12 protein-coding genes are annotated in these 16,893 nt (G+C 71.0%); 6 read left to right on the forward strand and 6 right to left on the reverse strand.

All coding sequences use genetic code 11. The features are described from left to right. The first annotated feature begins 211 nt into the window (after positions 1-211). On the forward strand, positions 212-742 hold the full coding sequence (locus ACFWBY_RS16045; RefSeq protein WP_385409667.1) for a nucleoside 2-deoxyribosyltransferase domain-containing protein: 531 nt from the start codon (positions 212-214) through the stop codon (positions 740-742). A gap of 17 nt (positions 743-759) precedes the next feature. Next, positions 760-1,677: a cupin domain-containing protein gene (locus tag ACFWBY_RS16050; protein ID WP_385345244.1), complete on the forward strand. Its 918-nt coding sequence runs from the start codon at positions 760-762 to the stop codon at positions 1,675-1,677. A gap of 318 nt (positions 1,678-1,995) precedes the next feature. Here the strand turns inward: ACFWBY_RS16050 and ACFWBY_RS16055 are convergent, their stop codons facing one another. The 6 genes from ACFWBY_RS16055 to ACFWBY_RS16080 all read right to left on the reverse strand — a co-directional run bounded on the left by ACFWBY_RS16055 (position 1,996) and on the right by ACFWBY_RS16080 (position 10,907). Then, complete coding sequence (locus ACFWBY_RS16055; RefSeq protein ID WP_385335302.1) at positions 1,996-2,349, reverse strand: hypothetical protein; 354 nt, start codon at positions 2,347-2,349, stop codon at positions 1,996-1,998. 20 nt (positions 2,350-2,369) lie between these two features. Further along, positions 2,370-5,462 carry an ATP-binding cassette domain-containing protein gene (locus tag ACFWBY_RS16060; RefSeq protein WP_385335300.1) on the reverse strand — a complete coding sequence of 1,031 codons (3,093 nt, stop codon included), beginning with the start codon at positions 5,460-5,462 and terminating at the stop codon, positions 2,370-2,372. After that, the gene (locus ACFWBY_RS16065; protein WP_385335298.1) at positions 5,459-7,651 is read right to left on the reverse strand and encodes an NHLP family bacteriocin export ABC transporter peptidase/permease/ATPase subunit; all 2,193 of its coding nucleotides are present in this window, start codon (positions 7,649-7,651) and stop codon (positions 5,459-5,461) included. Before ACFWBY_RS16065 ends, ACFWBY_RS16060 begins: the two co-directional genes overlap by 4 nt. Continuing rightward, complete coding sequence (locus ACFWBY_RS16070; protein WP_385335296.1) at positions 7,648-8,457, reverse strand: HlyD family efflux transporter periplasmic adaptor subunit; 810 nt, start codon at positions 8,455-8,457, stop codon at positions 7,648-7,650. Before ACFWBY_RS16070 ends, ACFWBY_RS16065 begins: the two co-directional genes overlap by 4 nt. After that, complete coding sequence (locus tag ACFWBY_RS16075; RefSeq protein ID WP_385335294.1) at positions 8,454-9,923, reverse strand: SagB family peptide dehydrogenase; 1,470 nt, start codon at positions 9,921-9,923, stop codon at positions 8,454-8,456. The genes ACFWBY_RS16070 and ACFWBY_RS16075 overlap by 4 nt, the downstream gene beginning before the upstream one ends. Positions 9,924-10,145: 222 nt before the next feature. Continuing rightward, the gene (locus ACFWBY_RS16080) at positions 10,146-10,907 is read right to left on the reverse strand and encodes a MerR family transcriptional regulator (RefSeq protein ID WP_385335292.1); all 762 of its coding nucleotides are present in this window, start codon (positions 10,905-10,907) and stop codon (positions 10,146-10,148) included. 489 nt (positions 10,908-11,396) lie between these two features. Between ACFWBY_RS16080 and ACFWBY_RS16085 the strand changes: the two genes are divergently transcribed. From ACFWBY_RS16085 to ACFWBY_RS16100, 4 genes are all read left to right on the forward strand, one after another. Then, positions 11,397-13,691, forward strand: coding sequence for a helix-turn-helix domain-containing protein (locus ACFWBY_RS16085; protein WP_385335290.1), 2,295 nt, complete (start codon positions 11,397-11,399; stop codon positions 13,689-13,691). A gap of 459 nt (positions 13,692-14,150) precedes the next feature. Further along, positions 14,151-15,494 carry a hypothetical protein gene (locus ACFWBY_RS16090; RefSeq protein WP_385335288.1) on the forward strand — a complete coding sequence of 448 codons (1,344 nt, stop codon included), beginning with the start codon at positions 14,151-14,153 and terminating at the stop codon, positions 15,492-15,494. Next, the gene (locus tag ACFWBY_RS16095; protein WP_385335286.1) at positions 15,494-16,174 is read left to right on the forward strand and encodes a hypothetical protein; all 681 of its coding nucleotides are present in this window, start codon (positions 15,494-15,496) and stop codon (positions 16,172-16,174) included. The genes ACFWBY_RS16090 and ACFWBY_RS16095 overlap by 1 nt, the downstream gene beginning before the upstream one ends. 259 nt (positions 16,175-16,433) lie before the next feature. After that, positions 16,434-16,883 carry a hypothetical protein gene (locus ACFWBY_RS16100; protein ID WP_385335284.1) on the forward strand — a complete coding sequence of 150 codons (450 nt, stop codon included), beginning with the start codon at positions 16,434-16,436 and terminating at the stop codon, positions 16,881-16,883. The last annotated feature ends 10 nt before the right edge of the window (positions 16,884-16,893 follow it).

Genomic DNA, 16,893 nt, shown 5'->3' on the forward strand with positions numbered 1-16,893 from the left:
GGGGTGCGCCCCGCCCGACACCCCGCGGGCGGGGGGGGGGGGGGGGGGGGGGGGGGGGGGGGGGGGGGGGGCCCCCCCCGGGGGGGGGGGGGCGGGGGGGGGCCCCCCCCCCCCCCACGACCAGTTCCTTTTCCGGGAGCAAGTGGGGGCGCCGCACCAGGTACATCCGCTCCTTCGCTCCCCTCGCCCCGTCACCGGCAGAGAGCGGCGCATGATGAAGACCGCGCAGGTGCGTGTCATCGAGTCCCTGCAGGAATACGAGCCCCGGGCCGAGGAGGTGAAGGTCTTCCTCGCCGGCGGTATGCACAACTGCCCCGACTGGCGCCACGACGCGATAGCCGCCTTCCAGCAGGTCTGGCCCGGCAGGAGCGCCGACCGGTGCTCTCTGGCCCTCCTCAGCCCGCGTCGGGTCATCGCCGGGCCGTCAGGATTCAACGAGTCCATGGTCGCCTGGGAGCACCGGCACTTGGCGATGGCGGACCTGGTGCTCTTCTGGTTTCCGCGCGGAAACGCGGCGCGGCCCGAACAGCCAATCGCCCTCTATGAGTTGGGAGCGGCGGCGGCTACCGGCCGGGCGATCGCGGTGGGCGTCGAGGAAGGCTACCGGCGCCGCTCGGACGTGGTGGCACAGCTGCGCTGCGCACGGCCGGGGCTACCGGTCCACAGCGATCTCCTCTCCACCGTATGTACCGCGGTTGAGGCGCTGAGCGCCACGGTCCAACCGCTCCGCAGCGTTTCGTAAGAGAAAGTGATCACTGGATGGAAACTCTCCGCTCGTTGGTGGGCGATCCCGAGCCGTTCCTCGGGACCGCGTGGCGACGTGAGGCTCGTGTACTGCGCCCGGGTGCGCTTCCCGCACAGCTGGTCACGCTGGCCGACCTGGACGCAGCGCTGACCGGTGGCCTGCTCCGCAGGCCCTATCTGGAACTGGTACGCGGCGGACAGAACCTGGAATTGGATGACTTCACCTCGGTGCGGAGGGTCGGCGCACACGAGTTCCCCGGTTACGCCGACCCGGACAAGGTACTGAGGAGGATCTCCTCGGGCGCCACGCTGCTGATGCGGAACATCGAGCACTGGCATCCGGGGGCGGCGGCGCTCTGCGATCGGCTCAGCGCCGAACTGGGCCGGCCGGTCGAGGCGTTCCTCTTCGTCACGCCGCCGGGCGAACAGGGGCTGGGTCCGCATCGCGACGACGCGGACGTATTCGTCGTCCAACTGCACGGCAGCAAGCGGTGGAAGGTGCACGGCGTCCCGGCGAGCGGTGAGTGGGATGCCGGATATACGCCGCACCCGGGGTCAGTGGTGCTGGAGACCACGGTGGAGCCGGGACAGGTGCTCTACATCCCGCGAGGGGCCCCGCACTCGGCCGTCGGTCGCAGCGGCGGTCTGTCCGTGCACCTGTCGCTGACGGTTCGCCCGCCCGGCACCGAAGCCCTCCGGGCCGCGCTGGCCCGGCACCTCGACAGCGAACTGTCCCTGCCGTCCCGCCCGGTGGACGAGGCGGGACTGCGCGGGACCGCGGGCGAGCTGCTCGACCACTACCGGGAGCGGCTGGGTGCGCTGACGCCGGAGGCGTTGTGCGCGGCGGTCGAGTCCGGTGTTCCGGACGGCCCGGGGACGGGCACGGTGGACGCGCCCTCACTCGCGGCGCTGGCCGACGTGCTGGACGCCTGAGACGCCGGCCGGGCGCGCCGGCGGAGTTCGAAGAACGGTCGTGCCGATGACGGCACGGCCGTTCCGTCGTGTGCCGGTGTGGTCGCCGACATGCCGATCGGCGGCCGGCGGGCGGACCTACGTCCTGCCCGCCGGCCGCCATGGGGGCCGGAGGCGCCGTCTACTCGTCGTTCGTGACGGTCAACCCTTTGAGACCAGCCACGAGGGCCTGGAGGTCGTCATCCGAGAGATCGGCGGCGTAGGTCTCGTCTTCCTCGTTCACGGTCCTTCTCCTCTGCGTTCTTGGGGCTTCGATTTCCTGGGGTGCGGCAGTGACGGTCAGCGTGCGACGTCGGACAGCGCGGGGTGGCCGAGACCGGCGACGAGGGAGTCCAGCTCCTCCTCGGTGAGGTCGATTGCCTCGAGAGGCTCCGGGTACGGGACCAGCAGCCTGAGCGTGCCGTGCACGGCAACCTCCTCCCAGGCCCGGATCTGGGATTCCAGAGCGCCTGGCGTCGAGGGCTGATCGCGGACGACCTCGATGGAGGTGCCCGTCGGTACGCTGATTCCGTGTTCGGCGAGCAGGGCCCCGGGGTCGCAGGACAGCATCCGCTCCTTGCCGGGATCCGACCAGGCGGCCGCGACCACCGCGTTGTAGCGGGCGGTGAAATCAGTGCGCTCGGCTTCTTCCATGGTGAGAACCTTGTCTTCCTTCAAGGAGTTGGGGAGGTGGCGGCCGCATCGAGCGGGTTCGCCGACTGCGCCCAGAGCTGGCGCTGGGCAAGCCGGTGGAACAGCCCGCCCGTGTCCGCGAGCAACTCGTGGTAGGTACCGCTCTGCACGATCCGGCCCTGGTCCATGACCAGGATGACGTCCGCGTTGATCACGGTGGAGAGCCGGTGGGCGATGACGATCCGGGTCGCGGCGAGCTGCTGCGTGCTGGCGGTGACGACCTCTTGGGTGTGGTTGTCGAGGGCACTGGTCGCTTCGTCGAAGAAGATCACCCGCGGCTTGGAGATCAACGCCCTGGCGATCAGGACACGTTGCCTCTGTCCCACGGACAGGGCGCCGCCGCCGAAGGACAGCAGGCTGTTGAGGCCCATGGGCATCCGGTGGATGTCCTCGTCGAGGCCTGCCATGGCGGCGGCCTCCCAGACCTGCTCGATGGAGTAGGGCTGGGCGCCGCAGATGTTCTCCCGGATGGTGCCGCTGAACAGCCGCCCGTCCTGGAGGACCACTCCGCACTGCCGGCGCACGGCCTGCACGTCGAGTTCGGCGAGGTCCTGCCCGTCGTAGAGCACGGAGCCGCTGCGGGGGCGCTCGAAGCCGAGCAGCAGCCGCAGGAGGGTGGACTTGCCGGAGCCGCTGGGGCCGACGATCGCGACGAACTGGCCGGGGCGGGCGTGCAGCGTCACCTTGTCGAGGCCCGGGGTCTCCTGGCCGGGGTAGCCGAAGGTCGCGTTGACGATTTCGATCTCCCCCCGGAGGTCCACCGGTTGGACGTGGCTGGGTTCCCGCTCGGCCCGTGCGGTCAGTACCTCGGAGAGACCGTGCAGGCGGGGAAGCACGACGACGAACTCGGCACCGCTGGTGACCAGGAGGATCATGGACTGGAGTTGCAGGGCGAACGCCGCGTTGAGCGTGAAGAAGCTGCTCGCCGGTACCTGGCCCCGCAGAGGGCCGGCCAGCAGGGCGAAGAGGATCAGCTGTCCGGCGATGGGCACCGTGACGGCGACCGAGGACAGGGCTCCCTGCACCCGGTGTACGCGTTGCAGCCGGGCGCGGGCCACCACGGTGGCCTGCGCCCATCGGCTGAACATGGCGTTCTCGGCGCCGGCCAGCCTGATCTTCATGATGCCGCCGAAGATCTCGTTGGTCACCGCCGCGGCGTGGTGCTCGGCGGGCAGCGCCTGGCGCTGACGACGGATCACCACCGCACCGAAGAGGACTCCCAGGCCGCTGGTGGCGGCCAGCAGCAGGAGGGTGTACAGCCCGACGACGGGATTGATCTTCAGAGTCAGTGCCAGTCCGGCTGCCGCGGTCAGCAGGGCGAGGAAGGTCCGGGTCGCCAGCCCGTTCAAGGCCTGCCGGGCGTAGGCGGTGCCCAGCATCTTGCTGGCCAGGACGCCGCTGGTGGTCTGGGTGAAGAAGTCGGACGGGAGCCGGATCAGCCGGTCCCACAGGGCGAGTTGGACCCCCGATTCCAGACGGTCCTCCAGCCGCAGCGCGTGCAGGTTCAGGAGCGCGGTGAACAGGGCCGCCGCGACGGCGCTCACCAGGTACAGGCCGGTGGCCCAGGGGAGGTCCTGGAGGCCTCCGGACGTCAGGGAACCGAGCACCTGGCCGATCAGCAGCGGGGTGGCGAGGCTGAGCGACGCCACGGCGACCCCGTTGGCCAGCATGGAACGCAGCTCCGACGCGGTGCCGAAGGCCCCCCGGCGTATGAGTTGCCGCAGGCTGCTGTGCGGGGGCAGCGGCAGCTGGGCCAGGGTGGCGTTCTCGGTGAAGGTCTGGGCGCGCCGCCGGTCCACCGGGGTGCGCGCCCGGGTGTGCGGGTTGACCATCCAGTACCTGCCGCGGGCGAACAGCAGGGGAACCGGAATCAGCCGGACATCGCCCGCGGTGTGGTCCGGCGCCTTCGGGTCGCCGGTCGGCGTATCCGTCGGCTGATCAGCGGATGCCGATCCGCCGGCCTGCGGCGCACGCCAGCCGATGAGCGGTCCGACGTTGTTGCGCCACCACTTCGTGGACAGCCGGACCTGACGCAGGTGGAGCCCCGAGCTCTGGGCGACCGCTCGGAGTTCGTCGCCGGGGTTGCTGGTCCCCGGCGTGTGGGTGGGCGGTTCGGTCACCGCGACGTCCGCCCCCTCGGTGACCACCTGGAGGGTCTCGACCGCCCAGGCACGGGCGTCCTGGGCGCCGTCGGTGGCGAGCCGTCCGCCGCGGGCGCTGTTGGCACCGAGTACGCCGAGGGCTCGTCGGGCACTCGCTGCCACCATCTGCTCGGCCGCGCGCTTGCGGACGTCGAGAGCGTGTAGGAACGCGGTGTCGGCGTCCTGGGCCCGATCACCTAGCGAACGCACCAGATGGGCCATCTGCTGGTCGACGGCCTCGAACAGGGCTCCGGAGCGCAGCAGGTCCGGCGTGTTCAGGAGCTCGACGAGACAGTCGGACTCCGCGCGGGTCCAGTCCTGGAGACCGAGGAAGAGCGCCTCGCGTCCGGCCGAGACGATGCGGTCGGCCAGGCCGTTCTTGCTCATGCGCCCGTCTGCCAGCCGGATCCAGCACGGTCGGCCGCTTCCGACGACGGTGCGGCCCCGGGTGAGCGAGACGATCTGCCGGGAGCGCAGGACCTGGGCGTCCCGAGGGGCGCTGGTGGAGCGTACGGCGTCGGAGACGGCCTGCAGAGCACGATCCAGGGCGTCGCTGATCACGTCGGCGATCCGGTCGTCGAGACCGGGCGGCCGAGCGCCGTCCGGCTCCTCCGGCCGGACCTCGCGGCACAGCCTGGAGAGCTGGTCGTGGTCGACGCCGCGGAGCCTGCCCCCGGGCAGTGGCACCACGGTGAGCTGCCACTCGCCGGTCGCGGTCGAGGAGGGGATCGCGCTGTGGGCGGGGCAGCGTGCGACGAAGTGCTGCCGGGAGGTGTCGCCGTCGGGGGCGAGCCGGCTCGCGAAGATGTCGGCCGGCGCGCCTTCGACCAGGTAGACGGTGTGCCGCCCGTCGATTCGGCGGGTGGCGCCGGAGCCGGGGCCCGCCAGTCGGGCGAGCAGGCCCCAGTCCTGGGGCGGAACGACGGTGTTCATGTGGTGTCCCCCGCAGACTTCGCGTGGTGCCGGATGAGCGCCGCGTAGGCACCGTCCCGTTCCATGAGGTCGTCGTGAGTGCCGCGTTCGACCTCTTGGCCGTGCTGCAGCACGACGATCCGGTCGCAGTCGCGGATGGTGGACAAGCGGTGGGCGACGATGAGGCAGGTGGCGCCGCGGCGGCGCAGGTTGGAGTCGATGAGTCGTTCCGTCTCGGTGTCCAGGGCGCTGGTGGCCTCGTCCAGGATGAGCAGCCGGGGGTTGCGGACCAGGGCGCGGGCTATTTCGAGGCGTTGGCGCTGGCCCCCGGAGAAGTTGCGTCCGCCTTCGTGCACCGGGCTGGCCAGGCCCCCGGGCCGGGCCGCCACTTCCTGGTGGATGCAGGCGTCCTTGAGGGCCTGCACGACGTCCTCGTCGGGGATGGTCGGGTCCCACAGGGTGATGTTGTCCCGGACCGTGCCCTCGAACATGATCTTGTCTTGGTCGACCATCGCCATGGTGGCGGCCCACAGCCCCGGGTCGAGCGCGTTCGACTCCCGGCCGTCGACGGTGATCCGCCCGCTCCAGGGCTGGTGCAGGCCGGCGAGCAGCCGGCCTACGGTGGACTTCCCACTGCCGGAGCCGCCGACCAGTGCCACGCGCGCGCCGGGAGCCAGCTCGAGTGAGAAGTCCTGGAGGAGCGGTGGGACGAGCGGGTTGTAGCCGAAGGTGACCTTGTCGAGCACCACGTGGCCTTCCAACGGCGTCGGTGCGCCCGAGACGACGGGTGCGGGTGGCAGCGGATAGCGTTCCACGTCCTGGAGTCGCTGCAGGTCCGCGCCGATCTCCTCGACCTGGGCGCTGACCGTGGCGAGGCTGGTGACGGGCCGGTTCATCGCGACGGCCAGACCCTGCATGGCGACGATCACTCCCACGGTCAGGGCGCCGGTCAGGACCAGGTGACTGCCGAGTGCGATCAGCACGGCCGTGTTCAGGGCGGCGAGCAGGGCGGGCACCGCCGCCACGACGGCGGCGGGCACGCCCGCCTTCTGCTGGCCCGTGGTGACCGCCGCCTGGCGTGCGGCGAACTGCTGGTAGCTCAGCTCCTCCTGCCCGCTGGCCTTGACCGTCTCGATCATCGAGATGGTGGTGTACACGGCGGCGAAGAGCCGTCCGCGTTCCGCCTGCAGGCCCGCGACGGCGGTCGCGCGGATGGCGGACAGCCAGCGCAGCACGAGCACGTTGAGGCCGGAGAAGACCAGCGCGCACAGCCCCAGTACGAGGTCGTACTGGCACAGCAGCGCGGCGTAGGACAGGGCCAGTGCCATGTCCACCGCGGTGGATGCCAGACGCCGGGTGAAGATGTCGGCCACGACGTCGTTGGTGCGTACCCGGCGCGCGAGATCGGCCGCCATGCGCTGGTTGAAGAAGCCCAGCGGAAGCCGCAGCATGTGCCGCATCAGGCGGGCCGCGCTGCCGAGCGCCACCGCGGTCTCGGCGCGCACCAGCAGGCGCTGCTGCAGCCAACCGGCGAGGAGGGTGATCACGGTGGCCACGGCCATGGCCGCGACCAGCGCGACCGAGGTCTCCGAGTCCGAGCCGAGCAGCACCCGGTCGACGAAGACCCGGGTGAGGGCCGGTACCGCGATGCCGACCAGCGCGACCAGGAGGCCGAGGATCGCGGTCTGCGGCACGACCGAGCCGAGGTTGCGCCAGCGTTCGCGCAGTGTGCGGACCAGACTGAACGGGTGCCCTCCGCGCTCGAACCCGGGACCCGGTTCCAGCGCGATCAGGATGCCGGTGTACGCGTCCTCGAACTCCTCCCAGCTCACCGAACGGGGTCCGGTGGCGGGGTCGTTGAGCCTGACCTTCCGGCCCATGCCCTCCAGCACCAGGAAGTGTTCGAAGTTCCAGTACAAAATGGCGGGCAGCCGCGCAGAGGCGAGGTCCGCGATGGGACTCTGCCGGCCGCGTGCGGTCAGCCCGTACCGTCGCGCCGCCTTGGCGACGCTGGCCGCCGTGGAGCCGTCCCGGCTCACCCCGCAGGACTGCCTGAGCTCTTCGAGCGGGACGTGGCGGCCGTAGTGCGCCAGCACGATGCCCAGCGAGGCCGCCCCGCACTCGGTGGCCTCCATCTGGATCACGGTGGGGGTGCGCACCCGCTTGGCGGTCGGCCGGTTGGCGCCGCGCTTCGTCGTGGTCGGGTTCACCGCTTCACCAACCAGCTCAGCGGGTGCTCGTCGGCCACGGTCAGGGTCGCCGTCACCGCGCTCTGCGAGTTCAGCGCGAACGACGGGGAGGAGCGCGACCACTTCAGTCCGCTCGGAGCCTCGGCGTCCGGGGTGAGGAGGACCGTCACCGCGACGACCGACCCGGTGGCGAGGAACGGCGTCACATCGCGGCCGGCGCCGAGGAAGGCGTGCAGGGACTGCTCGGTCTCCGGGAGCGAGCCGACGGCCGAGACCGTTCCGGACAGTGTGCCGAAGACGCTCACCGGCGCCGCCGTGGTCGAAAGCCGCACCGGCATGCCGACGCGCAGGAGCGGGGCGTGCGTCGCCGGCACGTAGACCATCGCCTGCAGCCGGTCGGCGGGCGTGTCCAGCCGCTCCAGGACGGCGACTTCGCTCCCGGGCTGCAGCATCTCTCCTTCGGAGATCCGGACACTGACGACGTGCGCGGTCCACGGCGCGGTGACCGTCAGGGTCGAGCCGTCCTGGCCGATCAGGGTGTAGAGCGGCTGCTCCTTGGGGACCCGTTGGTTCGGGACCACCAGGACCGCGCTCACCTGTCCCTGCCGGGTGGCGTCCAGGGTGACGGCGCCCCTCGCGTGGGTGAGCACCCCGGGGGCGGCGACGGTCTTGGGTACGGTGGCGACCGCCGACCAAGCGCCGACGGAGAGCACCACGACCAGGAGCGCCACCGTCGTCAACCAGGTGGGTATCGAGGCCAGTCGGGCGATCTCGTCGAGTTGCTCGGGTGATTCCAGCTTGCGCAGGGCCTGTTTGCGAAATCTCAAGGCTGCTCCTCGTAGTCGGACGGGCAGGAGCCGAGGGCGAACTCGGCGATGGCGGGTTCGACCAGCGTGTCCAGCCCCGACAGCGCGGCGAACGAGGCGACGTCCCCCGCTCCCAGCGCGCACGGGGCCAGGCCCATGTCGGTGGCGACCAGGTACATCCACGCGGTCAGGATTCCGGCGTCCTTGAGCGCCAGGGCGTACGGAATCCCTTCGTACTTCCACATCAGGCGCCCGATCCGCGCGGTGATCACGAACAACACCTGGGGTGCGTTCGGCATGGTGGCCGTCGCGCGCGCGAACGACAGCATCTTCGCGGTCTCGGGGCCCGTGGCGGCGACGGCCGTCAGGCCGTGCCGCACCGAGTCGTAGTGGTAGAGCCCGCTCTCCAGGCCGGCGCAGCGCGAGATCAGCGGGTAGATCTCCAGTTCGCCGAGCCCGCCCGCTCCCGGGTACGGTCGTCTGCCGGCCTCCGGGCCGTCGACGCCGCCGTCGGCGGCGGGTTCGAAGCGCTGGACCCGGTGGAGGAACTCGGCCAATTGGGCCGCGGAGATCGGCCGGGCGTCGTCCTGGTGGCGCACGCTGCGGCGACGTGACATCACCGCCGCGAGCGAGTCCCGCGCCGCCTCCTCGGGGCGCGGGGTCGGCGCGGGCAGCGCGATCGTGCGACGCGCGGCGGGGCCGCTCGTCCGCGCGGGCTCCGGCTCCAGGACACCGCGGAAGCGGTGGGTGGCGCCGATCGGCGCCGCGTGGCGTTGCGGCCGCGTCCGGTCGTGCAGCCACAGCTCCTCCGGCGACCACAGACCCATCGGAGCGGTGCCGAGCTCGGCCTCGGCTTCCTCGGACGTCACCAGGACCTGGGCGGTGAGCAGTTCGTCCAACACGTGGCCGGCGGTGGACTCGTCCACCTCCAGCTCCTTGGCCACGTCGAGCCGACCGACCCCGTCCGCCGCCGCGCCCGCCAGGACGGCGCCCAGCCGGGTGTGCGCGCAGGCGATGGAGACGGTGCTCAGCGGGGAATGGGCCAGCATCCGCCCCTGATCGGTGCGGAGCACCGTGAACCGGGACAGCCGGTAGACCACCCCGACGCCGTGCAGGCGGCGGGCGGGCGCGCTCTGCGCCCCGAGCCCGCGGGGCACCACGTCCAGCAGGGCCCGGGCTCCGGCGGCGACCCGGCGCTCCAGCCAGGAGTGCGACAGCAGTCGACGTACCAGCAGTTGGGCGGGAAGGATGCGGGCCTCGCCCTCCAGGCCGGTGACGAGTCGGGCTATCTGAAGGTCGCTCAGCCAACCCTCCGCCATGCGCAACAGCAGCGCACGCCGGCCTGCTTCCGGATCGGGGAGGCGTAGCCGGTAGCGGGACTGCTCCAGCACCAGGCACCCGCCCGGCTCGTTGGTCAACCGTGCGTCGACGCGCAGTCGATAGCTCTCGACCTTGGCGGCGCGCGGCAACGGGGACGTGCGATTCAATGGATTTCACGATCCTGACGCGGGGACGGTCGTGCGGCACATGGGCGGGGGGCGGGACCGGCGTACGGCATTCGGCCGTCTGCAAGGCCTGCGGCAACCCGGCCGGCACTGACCGTAATGCGGATGGGGCCGGTCCTCGGGAAAGGATCGATCCCGTGACCAACAGCGGATCGACCGCTGCACGAAATGGTGTCATCGGCACATTCGCAGGAGCCGGGCTGCTCAGCCGTTCTCGACGACGACGGGTTCCTCGACCCAGAGCGCGGCCCCGTAGCTGCTCGCCAGCAGGTCCGCTGCCAGTTCCCGGCCGTGGTTCTCGGCAGCCGCACGGAAGGCGCTCGCCATGAGTTCCACGAGTCCCTGGGCGAATTCGCCGGTGCTGTCATCGTCCACTCCCCCGGCTGCGTTGCGTTCGGGGCAAGGCAGGTTGAGCGAGAGGATGTCCGCGCCGACGATCCTGGTCAGCTCCTCGGCGGCACCGTCGATCCGGTCCAGCAACCGCGCCAGGCATTTCAGGACGACCGCTGCGGGGATTCCCGCCCGGACGAGGTCCAGGGCGGCGCGCAAAACGCCTGGTCGGGCGATGCGCACGGCGCCGTCCTCGTCCCAGCCGAGCAAGCCGTGCCGGTTCAGGGAGTGGAAAACGCCGGGCCGCTCGCGCATCGCGCGCTGCAGGGCGGCGCCGAGCATCTCCCGGTCGTCGTCGTGGCTCTCCGCACCGAGAACGGCGCCGATGGACACCAGATTGAAGCCTTGCCGCTGTAGTGAAACGATGTGCTCCAGTCTGCGCACATGCGTGTCGTCGTAGTAGCCGACCCGCCCTCTGCGGACCGGCGGCTGCAGCAACTTGCGGGATTGGTGCGCTCTGACGTTCCTCGGCGACATGCCGACGATCCTGGAGAGTTCCTCCACGGTGTAGCGGGCAGCCGGACGATCCGGACTCGTGCGGGACAGGGGGCTCGATGTCATGGTGTGTCCTTCCACGGGTCGGGGCTGATCGGCGGAGGGTGATGTCGATGTCGTGGTCGCACAGCCACAAGGCGTGCGGTCGAACGGTCGACCCTGCGGCCCCGGTCGCACAGCCGTAAGGCGTGCGGTTGAACGGTCGGCTCTACGGCCCCCCGGCAGCGGGGCCGGACCCAGTCGAGCACGCGCCCGGCAGCGCTGACCAGGCAGTTCAACCTGCAGGACTGCATCCGGCATACTTCTGTCGTACAGCTCGCGCCGTACCCGGGGAAGCGCGGCACCACGAGGAGCGTTCCACGTGCGGCAGCCCTGCCGAGCCTCTGCCAACGGGCGTCCACCAGTAGCCGGTCCCGGCAGCACCTGGTCCAACGACCCGGCGCCGCGCCGCACCACCGGGCCGTCGTACACCTGGCAGGACCGCCTCCCCTCAGGTGGGACCACGCCCCCCACCCCGCTGCCGGACGGTTGGCACCGCGGCCGTGGTGCGCTGCCGGAGGGAGCGGCACCATGAGCGGCGGCGGATCCCCGCCCGGCGGGTTCGGGGAGCTGCTGCGCGGCCTGCGTGTCCGCACCGGCCACACCCAGGAACGACTCGCCAACGCCGCGGGAGTGAGCGTCCGCACCCTCGTCGACCTGGAACGCGGCCGCACGCGCGGACCGCAGCGCCGTACGGTGCAGGCCCTGGCCCGCGCACTCGCCCTGGACGCCGCGGACCGCGGAGACCTGGAACGGTTCGCCGCACTCGGCCGGCCCCGGCCACGCCTGGCCGCCGCCCCCTCGGGCACCCTGCCGCTACCGCGCGACCTCAGTGACTTCACCGCCCGCACCCAGGCCCTGGCCCGCCTGCGTGCTCTCGCCGAACGCCCTGGTGGAGAACCGGCACCCGTCGCGGTCGTCACCGGACAGCCGGGCCTCGGCAAGACCGCCTTCGCCGTCCACGCCGCGCACGCCCTCGCCCCGCACCACCCCGACGGCCAGTTCGCCATCGATCTGCGCGGCATGGACGAACGGCCCGCCGACCCGCGCGAGGTACTGGCCCGCCTGCTGCGCGCCCTCGGGGTCACCGAGCGCGCCATCCCTCACGACACCCAGGACCGCACAGGCCTGTTCCGCTCGATCGCCGCAGTCCGTCGACTGCTCCTGCTGCTGGACAACGCCGCCGACGAGGACCAGATCCGCCCGCTGCTTCCGGGGCGCGGCACCTCCCTGACCGTCGTCACCAGCCGCCACGCACTGGCCGGGCTGGAGTGCGTGCACCGAGTCGACCTCGCCCTGCTGCACCGCGAGGAGTCCGTCGAACTGATCACCCGAATCATCGGCGCACAGCGCGTCGTCCAGGAGGCCCAGGCCGCCCGGGACCTCGCCGACCTGTGCGGCCACCTGCCGCTGGCCGTCCGGATCGCCGGACAGCGCCTGGCGATCCGGCCGCAGGAGCGCCTGGGCAAGCTGGTCGCCCAACTCGCCCGCGAGGAAAGCCGCTTGGATGCCCTGAGGGCCGGCAGCCTGGAAATGCGGGCCGCGTTCGCGCTGTCCTACCGCAGGCTCGCCCCGACCGCCCGTACCCTGCTGCGGCGCGCCGCCCTGGCGGCCGGCCCCGACTTCAGCCCGGAGACCGCCGCCCTGCTGGCCGGCACCACGCTGCGCCGGGCCCGGCTGTGCGCCCAGGACCTGGCCGACCGCGGTCTTCTCCAGCCCCACCCGGAAACCGAGCGCTACCGCTTCCACGATCTGCTGAAACTGTTCGCCACCGAGCAGCTCGCCGCTGACGACGACCCCGCCGCCCTCGCGGACGCCCGCGACCGCACCGCCCGCTGGATGCTGACCCGCGCCAGGGCGGCGGCGCTCCACTTCGACGCGGAGCACCGCCCGGCCTCCGGCGGCGACCCCGATCCCGTGACCGCCCCCACCGGCCGCGAAGCGGCCCGCGCGTGGCTGGAAGCCGAACGCTCCCAATGGCTCTGGGCACTCCACCACGCCCAGGACGCCGGATGGCACCGGCAGGTCATCGACACCGCCGAGGCCATGCACTGGTTCTCCGACCGCACCCAGCACTGGGAGCAGTGGGTGGAGGTGTTCCAACTCGCCGTCGCTGCGGCCCGCGCGCTGGGCAGTCGGGTGGACGAGGCCGTGCACCTCAACTACCTCGCCTGGGCCTACAACATGTGCACCTACGATCACCAGGCCGCCCTGGAGACCGCCGACGCGGCCCTCACCGCAGCCCGGGAGAGCGGCGACCGGCTCCAGACGGGCTGGGCCCTCGGCTACGGGGCCGGCGCGCTGAAGCGTCTCGGCCGCACCGGCGAGGCCATCGACTGGCTCCGCGACTCCGCCGCCTGCCACCGCGACAACACCACCCCGCAGGGCCGTCTCGCCGAGCTGACCACCCTCAACACCCTCGGCATCGTGCTGCGCGAGACCGGCCAGGCCGACCAGGCCCTCGCCATCCACCGCAGCAGCGAGGCCATCTGCCGCGCGGGCATCCCCGGCCAGTCACCCGACCTGATGGCCCTCTACCAGGCTGCCACCCTCCACCACCTGGGTTGCGACCTCGTGGTGCTCGCCCGCTGGTCCGAGGCCGAAGCCCCCCTGCGCCGAGCGCTCACCGCCTTCGAAGCGGCAGACATGCCGGCCTGGAGCTCGCCTGCCCGCCTCGACCTCGGAATCGCCCTGCACCACCTCGGCCGCCACGAGGAAGCCCGCGCCACCCTGATCGAGGCCCACCGCACCCTCACGGAACTGAACCATCCCCGCCACACGGAAGCCGCCGGCCACCTGGGGCGGCAGCCCGACTGCACCGGGTGACCGGCGCCCGCTTGAACCGGCCCGTCTTCCGGGTGGCGAGAAAAGGACGTCCAGGGCAGCGGCGGGAGTCCGCACAGGACCTCGGCACGAATCGGTGAAACGGTCCGGCCCCATCTCTGCACGCTCCTGAGTATGCGTCGGAGAATTCTTGCGGCCCTTGCGCCAGGGGCCTTAGCTTCGAATCGTCTCACCCGAGAGACGGCATAGTCCGACAGGGCCGGGCGGCAACTCCCCGAACCTTTCCGTCGGAATTCACCTGGCATTTTGTTCGGAGGAATCATGAGCGACGACACCCAGAAGACCAACCCGGCTTCCACGTCGGACGAGTTCGACACCGACGTCAACGACGAGGACCTCGAGGCCATGTCGGGCGGTCTCGAGCGCATCTGACGTCCGGTCCCCGGCCGGGTGCCGGCGCATGTCGCCGGCGCCCGGCCCTTGTCCGAAGAGGAGTGTGTTTTGAACCTGCCGAGCGATCCGGCACTCGAATTCCAGCGGCTGCGCGAGCGCATCACACGCAAGGCGTCGTCCGCCTGGTTCCGGGAGAAGCGCAGGGAGATCGAGAGCCTGGCTCCGTACGATCCCGGCCGAGGCCGCGAGCGCCTCGACCACCTGCTGGCGACCGCCGCGAACCAGGTCCCGTACTACCGCGCCCTGCGCGACCGCGAGCATCTGAGCCTGGGCGACTTCCCGCTGACACGCAAGAACGACCTGCGCGAGCACCTCCTCGACCTCATCAGCCGCGACGCGACCGGCCGGATGGCCCCCGGCACGTTCTTCCTCACCCAGACCAGCGGCAGCACCGGGCAGCCCGTCACCCTGCTGTCCACCACGGAGACCGGCAAGCTGTCGAACAACGTGATCCGCGAGCGGTTCAGCGCCTTCCTCGGCCTACCGGACAGCGGCACCGTCCTCAATGTGGGACTGCTCTTCCCCGGCACCCCGCTCTTCGAACCGGTGATGCTGCCCCGCCCCTACGTCAAGTGCAACCTGCGCGGCTACGACCCCGACGCGCCCGACATCGTCGCCGACTACGAGGCGGTGGTCGGCCGCTTCCCGGTCGAGGAGATCACCGGCTCCTCCAGCCGCGTCGTCGCCCTGGCCCGGTACTGCCTGGACCGCGGCATCACCCTGCGCCCCCACGGCGTCGTCGCCACGTACGAACACATGCCCGAAAGCGGCCGCCGTATCGTCGAGGAAGCGTTCGGCCGGCCGGTGACCATGCTGTACGCGACGTCGGAGACCGGATACGCGGCCTTCGAATGCGAGCAGCGGCGGATGCACTTCCAGGACGACTTCGTCCTGCCCGAGATCGAGCCGGTCGGAGACGACGGGGCGAGCGGCATCGTCCTGACCTCCCTGCTGTCCACGCCCATGCCGATCATCCGCTACGTGACGGGCGACCTCGCGCCCCAGCCGATCGACTGCGGGTGCGGCCTGCCCGGCACCGTGACCGACGCCCTGCTGGGCCGGGCCCGCAGCAGCCTGGTCGGACTCGACGGATCGATCTACTCGCCCTACGCGCTGCTGGCCGCGCTGGCGGCCGCCGGCCTGCCGGACTTCCAGGTCGTACAGCACGAAGCGGGCACGCTCGACCTCGTGACCGTCGGCCCGGCGGACGTCGCCGCAGCCTGCGTACGGGACATCAACACCCGTCTCGACGCACACTTCGGCGCCCGGCGGGGATTTCGCCTGCGCCACCGCCCGCACCACGACTTCCAGCTCACCGCGCGCGGCAAGCGCAACCCCGTGGTTCAGCGACTGCAGCTGCCGGACACCCCTGAACGCTCGGCATACCTGTAATGACTCATGGCGATGGTCTTGCCGGTGAGTCGGTTCATTCCGATCAGGCCATCAGGGCCGAGCTGGTCGGCGAGTCGGTTCCCTTTGCGGATGAGGGGCCGACCAACGGCGGCGGCGTCATTCTTCCCGGGCAGACGAATGACATTTCCAGGTGGGTGACGAGAGGGCAGATGCGGAACGCCGTGGAACGCGGTGATCCCACCGCACTGTGGTACTACAGCGGCACCTACAAGGGGAAGTCGGTCGAGGAGGCGGCGAAGGCCACTGCCGAGAAATACGGCGGGCAGACGATGATGATGCTGATCGAAGACCTCAACCTGCCCACCCCGTACTACGCCGACTACTCCGAAAGGGCTGCGGCCTTCTGGCGAAATGCTTCGGTGGGATTTTCCGAAGCCGCGCAAGGTGAGGTGCGGATCATCTTCGGCGACGCCGTCAGGAAGGGAAACACCTGGCAGCGGGTGGAATGCCCGACGCTCATGGCGAACCCGCGCGTCACGTCCATCCTGTGGGCTCAACCCGGCACCCTGTTCCAAAAGCTGCTGGGCGAGGGGCGGCCCGACCCGCGCCACCAACTGCCTGACGGAGTTGCCCTTAAGATGCCATCGCCCCAGCCGGCAGGGGTTCTGTCGATCGGCCAGGGACATCGTCCGGGTGATCGACGAACTGCCGGCGCATAAGGACAGGCCCTCCCGGCCCCCTCCGGGAGAGCCCGGAAGGCATCGCCTCGGGCGGTGTGGTGGCGGGACTTCGTTGCGGTACGGCCGTGACGACCCGCGGGGCTCCGCCTCCGCCACCCACCTCAGGCTTGAACGCGTTCAGATTCTATGCCAGGCTGCGGAACACGTCCTCGACCTCCCCGGTCGCGCACGCGACCTGTAGAAACGCTGGAGGTGGGGTGTGTTGCGTTCCTGCCGGACCGCGCTGGTCCTCCTTGTCATGGCTCTCGCACTCACGGCCTGCGGCAGGATCTGGAACCAGCCGCCGCCCGAGGGCGAATCCGTCGTGCTGAAGCCGGCCGAACTCGCCACCACATGGACCGACGCCGACGGCGGCACTCTGACGCTGAAGCCGGATGGAACTTTCACCGCCACCACCGTATGCGGCGACTGGATGGGCGCCTCGGACTGGAACTGGACAGAACCCCGGTCAGGATCGGGCACCTGGAAAGACGACTCCGGCAAGACAGGGACCGCCGTCCGGTTGTCGTTCGACATTAAAGGCCCCAAGGGGGATGACGTGGGAGATGTCCTCAGCGCTCTGCGGCATGGAAAGACTCTGATGCTCTGGACCCGCGTGGGCGACGAAGACAACGACGATCCCCACTGCATTCTGACGAGAGATCTTCAACAGCTGACGGCGGTTGGAAGTCGAGCCCGGCCTTCGTGATGAGAGCTTC

Source organism: Streptomyces sp. NPDC060049, from assembly GCF_042736715.1.
Taxonomy (GTDB): domain Bacteria; phylum Actinomycetota; class Actinomycetes; order Streptomycetales; family Streptomycetaceae; genus Streptomyces.